We start from the raw sequence: 18,663 nt of genomic DNA, 5'->3' as shown, positions 1-18,663 counted from the left end.
CGCCTCACTCAAGCTACATTATCTATTTAATGCATATATACTTCCTTAACATTTGACTCTTTAGACCTAGTAAATAAGCTCAACCATTCTTCTAATGTCTTTTCAACCATTTGCGTAAAGTCTGCCTTATCATTTGGACCAAGAAATTCACGTGCACGTCCATAAACTGAATTAGTTGCCTCTGTACGGCTTTCATCGGATTCAGGTCTGTCCAATATGATTTGGAATATCTTTTCAAACCGCACAACGTTATCTTTTCCAGATGAAGGACTTAGCATTAAATCAAAAATTTGCTTTATCCCATCAGGAATTGTTGCGGAGTCAGTAAAGAACTTTACAGACCAACGTCCATTCGAGTCTGCTGCTGGAATAAATAGAGCTTTCTCATTAATTAATAGATGTAATGAATCGTAAAGTCGATTACAGTTTACTTTACCTAATTGGCGCGCAGCCAAACGACAGAGCAATGTATTTTTTGGGAGTAGATATTCTTTTACTTTTTTGGTGCTACCAATAAAAATATTTTTTACTTCATTATCTGTTGCAATCCGATCATCCTCTTCAAGCGCCTTCTCGTTATCCAGCCTTTTTTTAATTTCTGTAGCAATATCTTCTGGTAAGTACCACTGAGGAGTCTTTATGCCTTCGGAACCTGGTGCATTCTGTCCTGCATGCTCATGTTGATGACGACTCATATACAGATCAGCTACTAAGGAAACAAAACGAATGCGATTTTTCTTATCCGATTGATCATCAAATACAGGCCAACATCCATAGAGTTCTTTATATAGAATCATTGCATCAGTATGAATAAGCTCTATGGCTTTTCTATCCTTGCCACTGACGCAAGATCCATAAGAATGGCCCTCAATGGTCATGATAATTAACTGCTCAAGAGAACTCAAAAACAATTCCCTGCCCGCATAATCAAAAATAGTTGCAGTCCCTGGAGCTGACTCTAAGACACTTTTATATTGCTCCAGGAGTGTCTTTAGTCCTGGAGTCCAAGGGACAAGTTTCTCCGCAACAGCCAATAAATTCAAACTGTCTTTATCATTTGACTGGGTATAATAGAGCCGTTTTGCTAAATTGTAGGGATGATTATTCTGGAGAATAGCTGGTTTCGTCGCACGTCGCTCTACCGCTGCACGTGCTAATTTATACAGCTCTAAATCTGGAGGTAACGTGGGCAAAAAATCGGTAATAAAGGTCGGCACATAATCAACTGCATGAATTGGACTAATCAAGGTTTGTAATATTGCAACGCGATCAGGATCTGCATACTCCATCACTTTAGTCAGATTCGAATCGATGTGGCGTTGTTGCACAGCTGCAGGCCATGTTAATCCATCTCGACTTGCAACATGACTGGACCGGTATCGTTTTTTTGAGAGCTCACGAAATTTCCCATCAAGACTCACTGCAAATAAACGGTGAACAGCATAGTTTGCAGGTAGAGGGAGCGTTCGATGACGACTGGATAAATAAGTGACTGCATCTTCGACTCGTTCACATCCTTTCAGTACATGTTGCAGAAAATACTGTTGATGCTCGGACAATACCCAGTACCATTGTGGAAGACTCGAAATGGCCCCCACCGTAGCAGAGCATTCTTTCTTAAAGCTGTCTGAAACGATTAATTTCTTAAACTTGCTTAAATGATAATCTAGAGTTGACGGATCCGGAGCTAACACTCGCATCATTTCTTGTAAATGCGGGCTCAATTCATTAAACCAAGCCGGGAGTGGCGGAGAACCCGCAGCAATTTGTTTTAGATTTGCAGTTAAACTAATCGCCCTTTTTTTAATTGAGTCCCACTCAATTAAAAAACTATTAAAGTCTTGGGCGACTTCAAGATGGCTGCTAATGTTGCGATCAAGATTACAAAAATAGGCATGTTGATACTCTTCAAGCTTATGAAGCCAGGAGGGGGTTTTGGGGTATTGGCTCGCCTTTATTTGTTCTAATTCATTTATAAATTGTTCGTAGTGAGGAGGGAGTGATTCGTCGAGCTGCAGAATAAATTCTTCGTCTTTCAATTTCATAGGCGTTAATGTTGCCAGATCGTAGCGACCTTGACGCATCAATTCGTATTGTTCTGCTTCATTGAGTAATTCAATTGCTTCTTTAATTGAAACACCCCACCCCAAGGTAATGAGTTCAACTAATTTCGCAGTATATTTTTCCAATTCCTTGTGCAACTCATCCATGGACCCTTTTGCACGCACCGCTTCTTCTTCACACTCGCTTACATAATCCTCTAAAGTGCTTTTGAGCAAAAAGCTACTTTGTGAGGCTAATGGATAAGCATCAGCAAGAAAGGAGAACGCTTTATGAAGACTATTAACCCGACGCACGAAACTACGATGATTATCAGGCTTCTTGTGGTAAGTTTCTAGAATATAGCCAGGAAAACGGTTTTCTAAGGCTCGGAGTAATTCAGATGATAATTCGGTACCATAAGGTACTCGTAAAATAATTCCTTTTCCCATCGATTAATTTCCTTAACGACTTACCCCAGTTTAAAAAACTCCCTTAGTTAATTCAAAAAGAGGTTATATTAGTCCTAATCTCTTCATTATTATTGTATAAATAATTCCCCGAAACAATTACAATAATCACTTAATTTGATAAAAATAATAAAAAGGAGTTTGTTAATGAGCTACATTGTACAACATTATATTGGTGGACAATTAATCAAGGAAACAAATGCAGCGAGCCATCCTATCTATAACCCTGCGTTAGGGGAAGTAATCGGTCAAGTTCATTTCGCATCCAAATCACTTTGTGATAAAACAATCGCTACTGCCAAAGAAGCTGGAACAGAATGGGCTCAAACTCCTGCAATAAAAAGAGCGAGAATTCTTTTTAAATTCAGAGACTTATTGGAAAAAAATCAATTGGATCTAGCACGAATCGTCACGCGTGAACATGGTAAGACTTTAGATGATGCGAAAGGTTCTGTAGCACGTGCTATAGAAGTAGTGGAATTACATTGCGGCCTTGTCAATCAACTCCAAGGAGATTTCTCTGCCGATGTAAGTAATGGAATTGACTGCCATACCTTACGGCAACCCTTAGGGGTTTGTGCGGGTGTCTCTCCTTTTAATTTCCCTGTTATGGTTCCGGTGTGGATGATGATTCCAGCGATTGCCTGCGGTAATACATTCATCTTAAAACCTTCCGAACAAGACCCCTCTGCTCCTGTCCGTCTTTTGGAATTATTAAATGATGCAGGCTTGCCTGCTGGGGTTGCCAATTGCTTGCATGGCGATAAAACAACCGTCGATCATTTACTGGCTCATCCGGATATCGCGGCCTTCACAGCCGTCGCCTCCACACCTGTTGCACAACATATTTATACTACCGCAGCAGCCCATGGAAAACGGGCCCATACCTTTGGTGGTGCTAAAAACCACTGCATCGTGATGCCTGATGCCGATTTGGATCAAGCAGCTTCTGCAATTGTTGGTGCTGCATATGGTTCTGCAGGTGAGCGATGCATGGCGATATCGGTTGTTGTGACCGTAGGCGATCACACCGCTGATGCCTTAATTGAACAAATGACGCCACAAATTAAAGCAACTCGCATCAATGCGGGTGATGTACCGGACACAGATATGGGGCCGTTGATTAGTGGACCGCATCGTGAACGAGTACTCGCAGCTGTCGATAAAGGAATCAGTGAGGGAGCCAAATTAATTATTGATGGCCGAGGCTTTAAGCATCCTGAACATCCACAAGGCTTCTTCATGGGACCATGCCTGTTTGATCATGTTGATGAAAACATGTCCATCTATCAAAATGAAATTTTTGGACCCGTTCTGGTGATTGTTCGTACCAATGATTTTGAAGAAGCGCTCGCTTTGGTGAATAGAAATCAATACGGTAATGGAACAGCAATTTTCACCCGCGATGGATTTAGTGCACGCGAATACAGCCAACGCGTCCAAGTTGGCATGGTAGGGATTAACATTCCTATTCCCGTTCCTATTGCCAATCACCCGTTTGGCGGCTGGAAACATTCTTCATTCGGTGACACCAACATGCACGGGCAAGAAAGCGTCAATTTCTATACTCGACGCAAAACAGTCACCAGCAAATGGCCGGTTAGTAAAATCAAAGAAAGTGCGTTTATCATGCCCACGCATGATTAAAAACAGAATAATTAATGTAGCCAGGGTTAAGGCGAAACTGGGCGACATTAAGTAAATCATCCTTCTCCCCTCAAGGGGAGAAGGTGCCCGAGAGGGCGGATGAGGGCTTTAATTAGAGCAACCTCACCCTACCTCCTCTTCCAATTGGGAGAGGGGAAACATCTTGATTTGCTTAATGACCATACAGCAGCACTTCACCCAAGCTACGGTCAGCACATGGAGAACTCAATGGCAAAAATAGGATTTGTGGGACTTGGACATATGGGATTACCCATGGCGATTAATCTGGTTAAAGCGGGACATCAAGTCACCGGATATGACTTACAACCAACCGCCTTGCAACACTTTTCTCAATCCGGTGGTCTTATTGCAGCAAACGCTCAAGAAATTGCTAAAGAAAAGGATGTATTGATTACGATGCTACAAAATGGACAACAAGTATTGAATGTTTGTCATGGCAACAATGGATTGTTTCAAACCGCAAAAAAAGGCGCTTTATTTATTGATTGCTCCACCATTGACGTCAACAGTTCGCGAGAACTACATCATCTGGCCAAACAACACCATCTCCAAGTCGTTGATGCCCCCGTATCCGGTGGCGTTGCCGGAGCCGGAGCGGCTACGTTAACGTTTATGGTTGGTGGTGAAGAACCAGCGTTTCATGCGGCTCAACCCATTTTAGCATCTATGGGACAAAAAATTATTCATACTGGCAGTGCAGGAAGCGGTCAGGCAGCAAAAATATGTAATAACATGATCCTGGGGATCTCCATGATTGCCATCTCAGAGGCGTTTATCCTTGCAGAACAACTGCAATTATCTCCACAAAAACTTTTTGAAGTAGTAACCAATGCATCAGGGCAATGCTGGGCAATGAGCAAATATGCACCTGTTCCTGGAGTGTTGGAAAATGTCCCTGCAAATAACGAATACAAACCAGGATTTGCTGCAGCAATGATGCTTAAGGATCTGTTGCTTAGCCAAGATTCAGCTCAGTCGGTCAATGTGAACACTCCTTTGGGAGCGAAAGCAACTACTCTTTATCAACATTTTATAGACCAGGGCCTGGGTGATTCTGATTTTTCAGCAATTATTAAACTCATTTCCCAAGGTATAGAGGTATAACATGCATTCTCATTTGCGCAACCCAAAATTAACTCCAACCGAAGATTCATTAAACGAGTTTTGGTCTGAAGTAGCCCAACAAACGGTAGATTGGCTTCAACCTTGGGATACAGTGCTTACTGGTGGGTTAAAACATGGTGATGTAACCTGGTTCAAAGGTGGGAAATTGAATGTCAGTTTGAATTGTTTAGACCGACACTTACCCCATAAAGCAAATCAACCCGCCATCATCTGGGAAGGAGATGACCCAAACCAACATAAAACACTGACCTTTGCCGAATTACATGCCGAAGTGTGTCGGATGAGTAATGTGCTCAAGCAATTAAAGGTGAAAAAAGGCGACAAAGTAGCCATCTATTTACCGATGATTCCTGAGGCAGCAATTGCCATGCTTGCTTGCACACGAATTGGCGCCATCCATACGGTAATATTTGCTGGATTTTCAGCTCATGCCTTAAGACAACGTATACTTGCTTCCGAATGTGCCTGCTTAATCACTGCCAACCATTTTAATCGGGGTGGTAAGTTGGTTGGATTAAAGGAACAGGTTGACGAGGCGTGCAGTGATTTATCACTAAAAAGACTGCTCATCAAAACGAGTGATGATCCTGTTGCTATTGATAAAAATAAAGATCATTGGTGGCATGAACTCAAAGAAAAAGTAAGCGCACAATGCGCTCCAGAACCCATGGATGCTGAAGATCCCTTATTTATATTGTATACATCAGGAAGCACCGGCCAGCCCAAGGGCGTAGTGCATACCACCGGAGGCTACCTCGTACAAACAGCGTATACGCACCAATTAATTTTTAATTGCCAACCAGACGAAGTATTTTGGTGTACTGCAGATATAGGCTGGGTTACGGGACATAGTTATGTAGTATATGGTCCTCTTTGTAATGGAATTACAACTCTAATGTATGAAGGAATTCCTACCTGGCCTGATTTCTCTCGAAATTGGCAAATTGTTGATAAGCATCAGGTAAACGTATTTTATACAGCGCCCACCGCCATACGTGCCTTAATGCGTGCTGGAGATGAATGGTTGGCCTCCAGCTCGCGGGATTCTTTACGCTTACTGGGTTCTGTGGGAGAGCCTATTAATCCGGAAGCATGGCAATGGTATTATCAAAAAGTAGGTCAAGAGCGATGTCCGATTGTGGATACATGGTGGCAAACCGAAACTGGGGCGGTAATGATTAGTCCCAGAGCCGATGATCCAATTAATAAACCAGGTTCAGCACGCCAACCTATTCCAGGCGTTATCCCTGTATTACTCAATGAGAACGGCCACGAAATAACCGGGGCTGGTGAAGGATTTTTAGCAATTAAATATCCCTGGCCTTCAATGGCGAGAACCATTGCTGGTGATCATCCACGTTATTGCATGACCTATTTACATCATGGTTATTACATTACAGGAGATGGTGCAAAACGCGATGAGGACGGTGATTACTGGATTACAGGTCGGGTGGATGATGTCATTAATGTTTCCGGCCATCGCTTGGGTACTGCAGAAATCGAAAGTGCGCTCGTGAGTCACCCCGCAGTTGCCGAGGCTGCAGTAGTGGGCATTCCCCATGATCTTAAAGGCCAGGGAATTTATGCCTATGTCATTTTAAAACAAGATGTTATGCCAGATGACACCTTAAAAACCCAGTTAATCCAACAGGTTAATAAGGAGATAAGCCCTATTGCAAAACCTGATGTAATCCATATCGTTAATGATTTACCCAAAACACGTTCCGGTAAAATCATGCGCCGTATTTTGCGCAAAATTGCAGCAAAAGAACTACAAAGTCTCGAGGAGTTGGGCGATATCTCCACCTTGGCAAATCCCCAAATCGTAGAAAAACTGTGGAAGGAGGCGAATCAAACTTAGTCGTTTATTCTGTCATTAAAGGGAATTTGGGAATTCAATAGCACAAAACTTGGGTTATGCTTTGCCTTAACCCGGGCTCCAAGAGCCACGCCCTAAAATGTGTAAATTTTTAGCAATTTGTTGAGTAAATGCAAAAAATGTGTTGCTTTATATGCAAAATACGATTAAAATTAGTCACGTTTTAGCTAAAGGTCAGATCCCCTAAAATGCAAGAAGCCCCGGATTGTTTTGATTTTTCTCAGCTGTCCTTGGAGGAAATAGCCAATTTACTCCAACGTTTTAGCGTGCGCCTAACTCCTGATGAAGCCCTCACGATACAAAATACCCTCTTAAAACGACCACCAACTTATGCAGAATGCATTTTATGGTCTATTCAGGGTTCCGAACATTGTTCTTATAAAAGTAGCCGCAAACACCTTAACCAGTTCAATACCAAGGCACCCCACGTCATTCTGGGCCCTAAAGAAGATGCCGGAATTGTTGCCGTAGCAACAGATAAACAAAACCGACGTTATGGTATTGTCGTAAGCCATGAATCGCATAATCATCCCTCTCAACTTGTACCTTTCGAAGGTGCTGCAACTGGAGTGGGTGGAAATGTACGCGATGTGTGCTGTATGGGCGCGGAAGTAATTGCAGTCGCGGACAGTTTGCGTTTTGGCGATATTGATCGTCCAAAAACGAAATGGATAAATCAAGGGGTCGTTCAAGGAATTGCAGGATATGCGAATCCTCTTGGCATCCCCAATTTAGGTGGTGATACTTATTATGACGAAGCCTATAATGAAAATTGTCTGGTTACGGTAGTTACTTTAGGGGTAGTGAGAGAAGATCAGATCATCCATTCTTATGCTCCAGCGAATGCAGAAGGCTATCAATTTATCTTAGTAGGTAAGCCCACAGATAATAGTGGTTTTGGCGGCGCAGCGTTTGCTTCAGCAACACTGAGTGAAGAACAACAAGAGCAAAATAAAGGAGCTGTCCAAGAACCGAATGCGTTCTTACAACGACATATTCTTAAAGCCAATTACGCCATGTTTGAATTCCTGCGCGAAAACGATCTGATTGATCGGATAGGCTTCAAAGATCTAGGTGCTGGAGGAATTGCTTGCGCCAGTGTTGAATTGGCGGAAGCCAGTGGTTATGGCGCAGAAATCAATCTTGATCTGGTGCCAACCAGCATGAATAATTTATTACCTGCAGTGGTCCTTTGTTCGGAAACACAGGAACGCTTTATGTGGGTTGTTCCTCAAGAACTGGTTGAGACGTTTTTAAAACATTATAACGAGCGATTCGCCCTTCCAGAAATCTGCGATGGCGCCCAAGCAACTGTGGTGGGAACAATAAGAAACGATGGTTTATACGTTGTTAAAGCCCAAGGAAAAGAAATTGTCTCCGCTCGCGCCCAAGATATTACCCAAGGGATTCTTTATGATCGCCCTTATAGTGCGAAACAAAACACGCATAAGGAACCAGAGCAGATTACAGTGAGCGATTTCAATGAACAATTCTTGGATTTACTTGCTCACGAAAATATTGCTTCCCGTGCACCAATTTATGAAAGTTATGACAAACAAGTTCAAGGTCGCTCAGTCGTCGAACCAGGATGGGCTGATGCTGGGGTAATTGCTCCATTTAATGAAGATAAATACCCCCAAGAAATTCAATATACAGGGGTCGCTTTATCCGTCGATCATAATCCGCGTTATAATAAAATTGATGCCTATTGGGGAGCCGTTAATGCGGTTATCGAATCGGTACGTAACATCGTTGCCGTAGGCGCATGGCCTCTTGCTCTAACTGATTGTCTGTGTTTTGGTAATCCCGAAAACCCCGAACAAATGGGCGAGTTTGTTGATGCTGTACGCGGCATCGTCGATGCATGCCATGCAGTAAAAATGTTCGACGATCGCAATGTAACGCTACCAATTATATCGGGTAATGTATCGCTCTATAACGAGTCAGCTCAAGGTGCCATTCCACCGAGTCCGATTATCAGTTGCCTTGGTTCAATCAACGATTACTCCAAAGCAATAAGCTATGACTTCAAGAAACCTAATTCAGTTCTTTTAATGATTGGCGAGCGCAAAGATGAGTGTGGTGGTAGTGTGTATTACCAATTACATCAACAATTAGGTAGTCAACTCCCTAAACCCAATCTTTCTTCATTCGCTGATGAAATCAGTGCCATCCATGCTGCGATGCAAGCCGGTCTAGTGTTATCCGCACATGATATCTCTGAAGGCGGTATTGCCGTTGCTTTGGCAGAAATGAGTTTTAAAAATGAAATTGGGGTGAATGCATTTATTCCTGGTAATTTACCCAATGATAAAAAGCTGTTTTCAGAAAGTGGAGGATTTATCCTCGAGGTATCACTGGAGAAATTAAGCGCACTGGAAGATATATTTCGTAAATATTCTGTATCGTTTCAGTCCATAGGTGAAACAACAGCAACCCCAACCTTGGTAATCAATTCGGTTATCAATGTATCAATCAGTGCAGCCAAAACTGCTTGGGAAAATGGTTTAGTTGAGAGGCTCATATAATGTCAATTATTGATTACAAAGCTGCAGGCGTTGATATAGAAGCAGGTAATGAAGCAGTACGGAGTATTAAAAAAGCGGTAGAAAGCACCTTTTCCCCACGAGTTCTTACTGGGATTGGCAGCTTTGGTGCCATGTATGATCTCAAAAGCCTACTGCAAGATTATGAGCACCCCGTACTCGTACAAAGTATTGATGGTGTAGGTACCAAAATGATGGTTGCGAAAATGATGCAAAAATTCGATACCATCGGGATTGATTTAGTCAGTGCCACCACCAATGACATTATTGTTTTGGGTGCAAAACCACTTACGCTCCTGGATTACATTGCAAACGACAAATTAAAACCGGAAATCATCGAACAGATCATTAGCGGCATGGTCAAAGCCTGCAAAGAAAATCACATTTCTTTAGTTGGCGGTGAAACCGCTGAAATGCCCGGTACCTACTTGCCAGGTGAGCTGGATTTGGTCGGTATCATTACTGGCGTTGTCGAAAAAAACAAAGCGATTGAAGGCAAAACGATCTGTGAAGGAGATCTCGTAGTTACTTTTCCTTCAAGTGGTTTACATACTAATGGGTATTCATTAGCAAGAAAGTTGCTTTTTGATGTGGCAGGTTACAAGGTAGAATCTCAATTTCAAGATTTTTCTCAAAGCATTGGTGAAGAGCTTTTAACACCGCATGTGAATTACACCAGGCCTATTTTAAGTATTTTGGAAAAAAACATCCCTATTAAAGGAATGGCTCACATCACAGGTGGTGGATTACTGGAAAACATTCCTCGCATTTTACCCAAACAATGTGGTGTTGAAATTCATAAAAAACAGATTCCTGAACTGCCTATATTTAGTCTGTTGCGTAAGTTAGGAAATCTGGATGATGAACACATGTATCGAACTTTTAATATGGGTGCAGGTTTAGTTCTTTTTATAGCACCAGAAACATTATCGGCTGTTCGCGAAGTGCTCCGCGATTTTCCTTCCTTCCCTCTTTATGAAATTGGACGCGTAGTAAAAGGAGATCAAAAGGTGAGGCTGTTATGATACGTATTGGCTTAATTCAATTCCCAGGGTCCAATTGTGAACGCGAAACAGCACTTGCTGTAAAACGGGTCGGAATGGAGCCTGTTGAGTTTTTGTGGAATGAATCTTTAGAAAAACTACGTAATCTGGATGGTTATATCCTTATCGGTGGTTTTTCCTATGAAGATCGCTCTCGTGCAGGAATTATTGCCGCACTTGATCCCGTAATTCAAGAAATCAAAGCCCAAAGTGACAAAGGAAAGCCCGTACTAGGAATCTGCAATGGCGCCCAAATACTCGTTGAATCAGGTTTAGTACCCGGCTTAAATCAGCATGAAATCAGTATGGCGCTCACAGAAAATAAGCGTATTGCTCATGGAAAAATCGTGGGGACAGGTTTTTATAATGCCTGGGTGCATATGCGCTTGGCAGAAAATCATCAACATAACGCATTTACTCGCCATCTAACGACCAAAGATTTTATTCATCTGCCGATTGCACACGCTCAAGGACGTTTTCTTATGCCAGACTCCTTGTTAAAGCAGATAGAACAACTGGGTTTAAATTTATTTCAATATTGTGATGACCAAGGCCAGGTCATTGATAATTTCCCAATTAATCCAAATGGCTCTGCGGGCAATATTGCAGCAATTACCAACCAGGCTGGCAATGTTATGGCCATGATGCCCCATCCTGAGCGCACGATGAATGGCGACCCTATTTTTGCTTCCATGCGTGATTATATCAAAGAACTAAAAGGTAGCTTGGGTGAAGACGCAGCCATTCCCTCCAGTCTACACTCCAAGTCCCAGAACGTAGTAGACGAAATGACCGGCAGCCTTAAAAACTTCAGCCAAATCCCATCAAGCCATCTTTGTCTGGTCAAACTCATTATCACGGACAATCAAGCTTTAACCGTACAAAAAACCTTAAGACGCTTAGGTTTCCCAGTAACCGTGAATCGTTTTGAACACTGGGAAATTGAATGCGATTCTGCAGAGCATTTTGCCCAACTTAAAAAAACGGGCCTTTTGTATTCGGATCGCAAAGAGCGCGAAGTTTCTTCAAACGAATTGAACATTCCAAATGCCTTAGCTTACCTGGTTCGTGCAAAAGAGGACTTGAAAGGGCAGCAAACGTTACAAACCCTTAATACTCACTATGCAGTACCTAAAATAAGTAAAATTAATCATGGTGTTTTATGGCAATTTACCAGTGATGAAACCAATGTCTCTGCGTTAATAGACCATATTTTATTAACTCACATTATCGGGAACCCTTATGCTCATGAATGCTACCGCTACGACCACTCATTATGAAAATGAAATTCGAGAAGCCTTAGCTTTTTGCTTGGACCAAACCAATTTGCCTGTAGGCAAAAAATATCAAGGAAAAGTAAGGGACTCATATGACTTGGGTGATTACATCATGCTGGTTACCACCGATAGACTCACCGCATTTGATAGACATCTTGCCTTGATTCCTTATAAGGGTGCGGTACTTAACCTAACTAGTGCCTGGTGGTTTGAACAAACCAAAAATCTTGTTCCTAATCACATTATTGCAGTTCCCGATCCTAATGTCGTTATTGCCAAAAAATGCACCGTTTTCCCGATTGAGTTTGTAGTACGAGGGTTCATCAGTGGTACCACAAGCACTTCTTTATGGACTCAGTATCAAAGTGGAGTACGTGAATACTGCGGAATTACTTTTCCTGAGGGATTAAGAAAAAATCAACAACTAGAACAACCTGTTTTAACCCCAACGACTAAAGAAAAAATTCATGATCGACCTATCTCTCCAGCTGAAATTATTGCAGATGGATGGATGACTGAAGAAGATTGGTTAGAAGCAAGTGCGTTAGCACTAAAACTCTATCAACGTGGTACTGAAATCGCTAAAGAACATGGCTTGATTTTAGTAGACACTAAATATGAATTTGGCCGCGATGCTGATGGAAAAATTATAGTAGTGGATGAAATTCATACTCCTGATTCGAGTCGCTACTGGCTTGCTGACAGCTATCAAGCACGCATTGCCGAGGGCTTAGAACCCGAAAATATTGATAAAGAGTTTTTGCGATTATGGTTTGCAAAAAATTCAGATCCTTATCACGATGAGCAACTTCCTCAAGCACCACAAGAATTAATTGAAGAACTTTCCTCACGTTATATTCAGTTGTATGAACGTATCACCGGTAAAAAATTTAGTTTTATAGAACATAAAGAACCTGTGGAGCAACGGATCATGCGCCATGTTGCAAATTATTTAAGGTAGTGTAAGGAATGTGTGGGATAGTAGGTATTTACAGTCATGAACCCGTAGCCTCCGAATTGTATGAGAGTCTTATCCATTTACAACATCGAGGACAAGATGCTGCGGGCATACTCACTTGTGATCAGCGTTTCTATACGAAACATGGATTAGGTTTAGTACGGGAAATTTTTACTCCTGATAACGTTTCCACACTACAAGGAAACATAGGTATTGGTCACGTCCGCTATCCTACTGCTGGTGGTTATACAGCAACCGATGTCCAGCCATTATGGATTGGTAGTCCACGTGGCATTGCACTTGCCCATAATGGCAATCTGTCCAATTACCAAGAACTGGCTGATGATATTCGTTTGAAACAACATCGCCATCTTAATACTTCCCTTGATTCTGAAGCCCTATTACTCATGCTTGCAGATAATCTGGCCAGCAATGCTTCCAGTAATGAGGAAAATACCGACAGTTTTTTTGAACTGCTAACCCAGGCGGTCTCGCATATTTTTGAACGAATTGAAGGGGCTTACTCCATTGTATCCGTGATTATTGGCAAAGGACTGGTTGCCTTCCGTGACCCTCATGGGATCCGCCCGCTGGTTTGGGGAACACGTGAAAATCCCGATGGAACTGTTGATACTATTTTTGCATCAGAAACTACCCCTTTTTATGCCTTAGGCTTTGAGCCTAGAGGGGATATTTTACCCGGTGAAGTAGCTTTTGTGGATCTTAAGGGGACGATGCACCGCCGCCGTGTTTTAAAAACCGAACAATTCAGGCCTTGTGTGTTTGAGTATGTTTATTTTGCACGTCCGGATGCAACGCTCAATAATGTCAGCGTATACCGCGCTCGTTTACGTATGGGACAAAACCTAGCGCAGCAATGGAAGCAAAAATACCCTGAACTCGTACCGGATATAGTCATTCCTGCTCCATTCACTGCAAATACTGCAGCCCTCTCATTTGCTCATGAATTAGGGGTAAGATATTCCGAAGGCCTATATAAAAATCCTTTTATCGGTCGTACCTTTATTATGCCTAATCAAAAGGCGCGAAGTCGAAATATCCGTTACAAACTAACGCCACAGCAAACTGAAATTAAAAATAAGGTCGTGATGATTATCGACGACAGTATTGTCCGAGGAACAACCTCTCGTGAAATTGTCAAAATGGTAAGAGAATCTGGCGCAAAGAAAATTTATTTTGCCTCCACATCGCCACCACTTAAAAATCCATGTTTTAGTGGGATTGATATTCCCTCGCGCAAAGAGTTGATTGCTGCCAATAAAACTGAAGATGAAATTGCCAATTATCTTGGTGTTGACGTATTGCTCTATCAATCTAATGAAGATTTGGTTGAAGCAGTGACTCGCCGTGGTGACAACCAAATCAAAAAACCGTGTATGGCATGTATGGATGGCGATTATTTTTGTAAAAAACTCACTGCCGAAAAAATGCAGCAGCTCGAGCAACAACGTGAAACAAGCAGACTAACTACTCCCCCCAAAAAAGAGGATACTCGCGAATGAACATTCTTGTTATCGGCTCTGGCGCACGTGAGCATGCACTGATCAAAGCCTTACATCGTTCGCCACACAAGACGTCATTGTTTTGTTATGGTACGGCAATAAATCCAGGTATCCATCAATTAACGAATCAATATTGCGCAGGCGATATCACTGATTGTGCGGCTGTAGTATCAAAAGCAAAGCTTTGGGGAATTGAGCTAGTCATTATCGGTCCAGAAGCGCCGCTTGAACAAGGGATGGCTGATGCTTTTTGGCAAGCAGGAGTTCCGACTATCGGCCCCAAAAAAATATTGGCCCAAATTGAAACCTCTAAAGAGTTCGCACGCGATCTCATGCAAAAACACCATATAGCAGGTTTGCCACGTTATAAAAAATTTACAACCCTCAATGAGATTGAGTTTTTTCTCAATGAACTTGGCGAAGGCAATTACGTTATTAAAGCAAATGGATTAATGGGTGGCAAAGGCGTTAAAGTTGCTGGAGATCATCTGCATTCAATTGCTGAAGCTTTGGATTTTTGTCAGGAAATTCTTGATAAAAAACAGACCATCCTTATCGAAGAAAAATTGATTGGACAAGAGTTTTCCTTCATGTGTTTCGCTGATGGCAAGAAGCTGATTCCTATGCCTCTGGTTCAAGACCATAAACGTGCGTATAACGGTGATAAAGGACCCAATACTGGCGGGATGGGGAGTTATTCCGATACCGATCATCGATTACCCTTCTTAACTGCAAACGATGTTCATGAAGCCTTAGCGATTAATAATGCTGTCTTTAAAGCCCTATCTACTGAATGCGATGAACCCTATATTGGTATTTTATATGGCAGTTTTATTGCGACTAAAAATGGGATTTATGTGATCGAATTTAATGCACGCTTTGGCGATCCTGAGGCCTTAAATGTGCTATCGATTTTGGAGTCTGATTTTGTTGCCCTATGCCAAGCCATGGTGAACGGCAATCTGACTGCAGAGAAGGTTAAATTTTCAAAACAAGCCACTGTGTGTAAATATGCCGTCCCTGAAGGTTATCCTGATGCACCAAAGAAAAATTTTGTGGTGGATTTCTCCAAGGTTGCTCATCAAGACCATTTATATCTTTCATCAGTAAATCAGGTTGAAGATCAAATCCTTGCTGAAGGTTCACGTACAGCAGCATATGTGGGCATTGCTGATTCGATTTTTGCTGCCGAACAAAGTGCTGAGAATGAAATTTCTTCAATTGAAGGCCCCTTATTTCATCGCCAAGATATAGGGACCAAGCAATTGATTCAACAACGCATTGACCATATGCAAAGGATACGCGCATTATGATTCGCATCGCAGTACTTGGTTCAACTCGAGGCACTAATCTGAATGCACTTGTTGCCGCAATAGAACAACAACGTTTATCGGCATCAATCGAACTGGTCTTAAGCAACAAAGAGGATGCTCCCATTTTGGAAAAAGCAGCAAACTTTGGAATTCAAGCAATGTTCGCCAATTCTCATGGTCTAAGTCGCACGGAATTTGATAATAATCTGTCTGCAATACTTAAACAGCATCAAATAGAACTTATTGTGTTAATTGGTTACATGCGCATTTTATCAGCGCAGTTCGTCGCCGATTGGGAACATCAAATAATCAATATTCACCCTTCTTTGTTACCTGCTCATGCAGGACTAATGAATCTCGATGTACATCAATCGGTTTTAGATGCAGCGGAGGTTGAAACAGGTTGTACCGTGCACTTTGTTACAGAACAAGTGGATGCAGGACCAATTATTTTGCAAAAGAAATGTCCTGTTTTGGCAGGTGATACTCCAGAGCTTTTGAAAGCTAGGGTGCAAGAACTCGAAGGATTAGCCTTGGTTGAAGCAATACAGATTATTGCAAGCACCGAGAAGACCCGAGCTGTTCTTCCCCAAACTACAAATACTAAGATGATAAATAATTAACGAGGGAATTATGTCAAATATACTTGTATCGATACTTATGGGTTCAAAATCTGATTGGACCATTATGGAAGAAGCCAGTCGAACTCTGGAACAATTTAACATTCCTCACGAAGTTCGCGCCTTATCAGCACATCGTACCCCAGATGCGTTATTTGAGTATCTCAAATCAGCAGAACAACGTGGCGTGGAAGTTTTCATCGCAGCAGCAGGTGGCGCGGCCCATTTGCCCGGTGTTGTAGCAGCTAAAACTATAATACCCGTTTTAGGTGTACCCATGCCTTCCTCGACTTTTACGAATGGCCTTGATGCGCTTTTATCCATAGTCCAGATGCCGGCAGGAATTCCAGTAGGAACCCTCGCAGTGGGAAAAGCAGGCGCCATCAATGCGGCTATTTTGGCAGTAACGATTCTCGGGAATAAATACCCTGTGTACCGCGAAGCAATTAAAAATTATCGAGCGACGCAAGCACAAAAAGTATTGGAACATGCTGAAATCAAGTGATAATTCAAACCCGTATGGGCAAATGATTCTCACCCTGTAGCTTATAGGGTGAGAAATATAAACTTATCTGAATGGTTTCGATTGTGAACGCATATCGTAGCCTGCCTCCTCACCTAATTGCTCATTAAATATGCCGCGCACTACAATGAATGTATTGGTTAGATTATGCAAATTTATCTCTTCTGATAATCGAATTCCTTCATTAATCATTTCCATAGCAACCATGTTTTGCTCTTCAGACAAAGAAGCCAGTTGGTGACACGTATTGATTAACATCTGTCGGTACTTTCGATGGTTCTCCGTCTGGCTTTTATTGTTTTTTAATTCAGCACAAATACGTAACATTAAATGGATGCGTGTGGTTAGGTCATTTTTCTCATTTATTTTAATCGTTCGAAAAATTACTTCGATAGCATTCCATTGACTTTTATCCACCGTAGCAGCAAGAAATTGAAAATCGTTCACACTCTCAATAACATAAGGCAGCAAGCCTCCGTGTTTAATGAGTAAATTGGAGCGTATTGTTTTCGTATCACCATTGAATAAAAGAGCAAACGTCGCTCTATCAATTTTTTCAAAAGATCCAGCCTTCAAAACAGCTAAAAGTTGTTTTTTAAGTTGTTCAATTGCTGGTAATAGTTCTTTATTAGCACTAAGTTGTGCAATCCCCGCGGGGCATGGATTAAATACCATCCGATACAAATCACGCAGCAAAGACTCAATAATAAAATCGATATCATAATGTTGAGATGTACCAAGAGGTTTTGCTTCGTTCAACTCGCGAAACCATTTACTAACCAGTGACATGTTATTTTTATCTTTGCGAGTGGTCCTGGCTTTTTGCAGAATGGGCAAGAGCATTTCATTGGGAAGGCTTTCAATCGACAAACCCGTTTGTTCGTGGGGATAATCCGTTTCAGATAGAGAATCTTTAAAAAATTTGCCGCCTCGTAGCATTAAAATTCCTTACAATTAATGCAGCATAGAACACCTATCTCTCACCAATCCATTGGTGAAGTCTGTTATCTTTATAACATAATACTCAACAACGAGTGTAACCCGAAAGTTCAACGAAAAGTATTTACTTCATTCAAACTACAAGTCAAACCATTGATTTAGTAAAGTGATCAACTCACCCACCCCATCTTTTTTCAAGGATGAAAAAGATTGGACCGTTATCAAATGAGTAGCCAATTCATAATGCTTACGAACTTTTGATACGGTATTTTTTACTTCGCTACGGCTTAATTTGTCCGATTTAGTCAATAAAATATGGACCGGAAGCTTACGGTTTAATGCCCAATCGACCATCATCACATCTAAATCTTTTAAAGGATGACGAATATCCATCAATAAAATCAACCCTCTTAAGCTCTGCCTGACTTCAAGATAATGCGCTAAATTTTTTTGCCAGTCCATTTTCACTTGCAAAGCAACTTTTGCATAACCATACCCTGGCAAATCAACAAGGCGACGTGTTTCATCAATGCCAAATAAATTAATTAATTGAGTGCGCCCAGGTGTTTTACTGGTACGGGCCAAATTTTTGATGCCAGTGAGACAATTTAATGCGCTTGATTTTCCCGCATTGGAGCGGCCAGCAAACGCAACTTCATACCCTGAATCTTCAGGCAACTGAGGTACTTTGGCAGCACTTTTTAAAAAAACAGCTTTTGAATAAGGATTTTCCGACATA

14 protein-coding genes are annotated in these 18,663 nt (G+C 41.8%); 11 read left to right on the top strand and 3 right to left on the bottom strand.

All coding sequences use genetic code 11. From position 1 onward, the window contains the following. Nucleotides 1–26: 26 nt before the first annotated feature. Entirely contained in the window at nucleotides 27–2,492 is a 2,466-nt protein-coding gene (locus tag ACWTEW_RS10720; RefSeq protein ID WP_454781666.1) for an oxidoreductase, read from the bottom strand. Nucleotides 2,493–2,657: 165 nt separating this feature from the next. Between ACWTEW_RS10720 and ACWTEW_RS10715 the strand changes: the two genes are divergently transcribed. The 11 genes from ACWTEW_RS10715 (at nucleotide 2,658) to purE (ending at nucleotide 16,967) form a co-directional block, all read left to right on the top strand. Beyond that, the gene (locus ACWTEW_RS10715) at nucleotides 2,658–4,157 is read left to right on the top strand and encodes a CoA-acylating methylmalonate-semialdehyde dehydrogenase (protein WP_454781665.1); all 1,500 of its coding nucleotides are present in this window, start codon (nucleotides 2,658–2,660) and stop codon (nucleotides 4,155–4,157) included. Nucleotides 4,158–4,373: 216 nt separating this feature from the next. Beyond that, nucleotides 4,374–5,282: a 3-hydroxyisobutyrate dehydrogenase gene (mmsB, locus tag ACWTEW_RS10710; protein WP_454781716.1), complete on the top strand. Its 909-nt coding sequence runs from the start codon at nucleotides 4,374–4,376 to the stop codon at nucleotides 5,280–5,282. Between the two features lies 1 nt (nucleotide 5,283). Next, nucleotides 5,284–7,164, top strand: a complete 1,881-nt coding sequence (acs, locus tag ACWTEW_RS10705) for an acetate--CoA ligase (protein ID WP_454781664.1) — start codon at nucleotides 5,284–5,286, stop codon at nucleotides 7,162–7,164. Nucleotides 7,165–7,370: 206 nt separating this feature from the next. Continuing rightward, nucleotides 7,371–9,710 carry a phosphoribosylformylglycinamidine synthase subunit PurL gene (gene purL / locus ACWTEW_RS10700; protein ID WP_454781663.1) on the top strand — a complete coding sequence of 780 codons (2,340 nt, stop codon included), beginning with the start codon at nucleotides 7,371–7,373 and terminating at the stop codon, nucleotides 9,708–9,710. Then, complete coding sequence (purM, locus tag ACWTEW_RS10695) at nucleotides 9,710–10,753, top strand: phosphoribosylformylglycinamidine cyclo-ligase (RefSeq protein WP_454781662.1); 1,044 nt, start codon at nucleotides 9,710–9,712, stop codon at nucleotides 10,751–10,753. Before purL ends, purM begins: the two co-directional genes overlap by 1 nt. Next, nucleotides 10,750–12,051, top strand: a complete 1,302-nt coding sequence (gene purQ / locus ACWTEW_RS10690) for a phosphoribosylformylglycinamidine synthase I (protein ID WP_454781661.1) — start codon at nucleotides 10,750–10,752, stop codon at nucleotides 12,049–12,051. The genes purM and purQ overlap by 4 nt, the downstream gene beginning before the upstream one ends. Further along, nucleotides 12,014–13,009 (top strand): phosphoribosylaminoimidazolesuccinocarboxamide synthase, encoded by a 996-nt coding sequence (locus ACWTEW_RS10685; RefSeq protein ID WP_454781660.1) that lies wholly within the window; start codon nucleotides 12,014–12,016, stop codon nucleotides 13,007–13,009. Before purQ ends, ACWTEW_RS10685 begins: the two co-directional genes overlap by 38 nt. Before the next feature lie 8 nt (nucleotides 13,010–13,017). Next, nucleotides 13,018–14,529 carry an amidophosphoribosyltransferase gene (purF, locus tag ACWTEW_RS10680; protein ID WP_454781659.1) on the top strand — a complete coding sequence of 504 codons (1,512 nt, stop codon included), beginning with the start codon at nucleotides 13,018–13,020 and terminating at the stop codon, nucleotides 14,527–14,529. After that, on the top strand, nucleotides 14,526–15,842 hold the full coding sequence (gene purD / locus ACWTEW_RS10675) for a phosphoribosylamine--glycine ligase (protein WP_454781658.1): 1,317 nt from the start codon (nucleotides 14,526–14,528) through the stop codon (nucleotides 15,840–15,842). Before purF ends, purD begins: the two co-directional genes overlap by 4 nt. Beyond that, nucleotides 15,839–16,465 (top strand): phosphoribosylglycinamide formyltransferase, encoded by a 627-nt coding sequence (gene purN / locus ACWTEW_RS10670; protein WP_454781657.1) that lies wholly within the window; start codon nucleotides 15,839–15,841, stop codon nucleotides 16,463–16,465. The genes purD and purN overlap by 4 nt, the downstream gene beginning before the upstream one ends. Before the next feature lie 10 nt (nucleotides 16,466–16,475). After that, a complete protein-coding gene (gene purE / locus ACWTEW_RS10665; RefSeq protein ID WP_454781656.1) occupies nucleotides 16,476–16,967 on the top strand; it encodes a 5-(carboxyamino)imidazole ribonucleotide mutase in 492 nt (163 codons plus the stop codon). 63 nt (nucleotides 16,968–17,030) lie between these two features. On the opposite strand, the gene ACWTEW_RS10660 is transcribed toward purE, so the two are convergent. Both ACWTEW_RS10660 and yihA read right to left on the bottom strand, forming a co-directional pair. Next, entirely contained in the window at nucleotides 17,031–17,924 is an 894-nt protein-coding gene (locus tag ACWTEW_RS10660) for a hypothetical protein (protein WP_454781655.1), read from the bottom strand. A gap of 138 nt (nucleotides 17,925–18,062) precedes the next feature. Further along, complete coding sequence (gene yihA, locus ACWTEW_RS10655; RefSeq protein ID WP_454781654.1) at nucleotides 18,063–18,662, bottom strand: ribosome biogenesis GTP-binding protein YihA/YsxC; 600 nt, start codon at nucleotides 18,660–18,662, stop codon at nucleotides 18,063–18,065. Between the last annotated feature and the right edge of the window lies 1 nt (nucleotide 18,663).

It is taken from the genome of Legionella stuttgartensis, assembly GCF_977063405.2.
The sequence above is the reverse complement of the archived record's forward strand: the minus strand, read 5'-3'. Positions and strand labels throughout refer to the sequence as shown.

Excerpts from the sequence above, each read along its gene's own strand:
- ACWTEW_RS10720 (WP_454781666.1), bottom strand. The coding sequence starts at position 2,492 with ATGGGAAAAGGAATTATTTTACGAGTACCTTATGGTACCGAATTATCA.
- ACWTEW_RS10715 (WP_454781665.1), top strand. The coding sequence starts at position 2,658 with ATGAGCTACATTGTACAACATTATATTGGTGGACAATTAATCAAGGAA.
- mmsB (WP_454781716.1), top strand. The coding sequence starts at position 4,374 with ATGGAGAACTCAATGGCAAAAATAGGATTTGTGGGACTTGGACATATG.
- acs (WP_454781664.1), top strand. The coding sequence starts at position 5,284 with ATGCATTCTCATTTGCGCAACCCAAAATTAACTCCAACCGAAGATTCA.
- purL (WP_454781663.1), top strand. The coding sequence starts at position 7,371 with ATGCAAGAAGCCCCGGATTGTTTTGATTTTTCTCAGCTGTCCTTGGAG.
- purM (WP_454781662.1), top strand. The coding sequence starts at position 9,710 with ATGTCAATTATTGATTACAAAGCTGCAGGCGTTGATATAGAAGCAGGT.
- purQ (WP_454781661.1), top strand. The coding sequence starts at position 10,750 with ATGATACGTATTGGCTTAATTCAATTCCCAGGGTCCAATTGTGAACGC.
- ACWTEW_RS10685 (WP_454781660.1), top strand. The coding sequence starts at position 12,014 with ATGCTCATGAATGCTACCGCTACGACCACTCATTATGAAAATGAAATT.
- purF (WP_454781659.1), top strand. The coding sequence starts at position 13,018 with ATGTGTGGGATAGTAGGTATTTACAGTCATGAACCCGTAGCCTCCGAA.
- purD (WP_454781658.1), top strand. The coding sequence starts at position 14,526 with ATGAACATTCTTGTTATCGGCTCTGGCGCACGTGAGCATGCACTGATC.
- purN (WP_454781657.1), top strand. The coding sequence starts at position 15,839 with ATGATTCGCATCGCAGTACTTGGTTCAACTCGAGGCACTAATCTGAAT.
- purE (WP_454781656.1), top strand. The coding sequence starts at position 16,476 with ATGTCAAATATACTTGTATCGATACTTATGGGTTCAAAATCTGATTGG.
- ACWTEW_RS10660 (WP_454781655.1), bottom strand. The coding sequence starts at position 17,924 with ATGCTACGAGGCGGCAAATTTTTTAAAGATTCTCTATCTGAAACGGAT.
- yihA (WP_454781654.1), bottom strand. The coding sequence starts at position 18,662 with ATGTCGGAAAATCCTTATTCAAAAGCTGTTTTTTTAAAAAGTGCTGCC.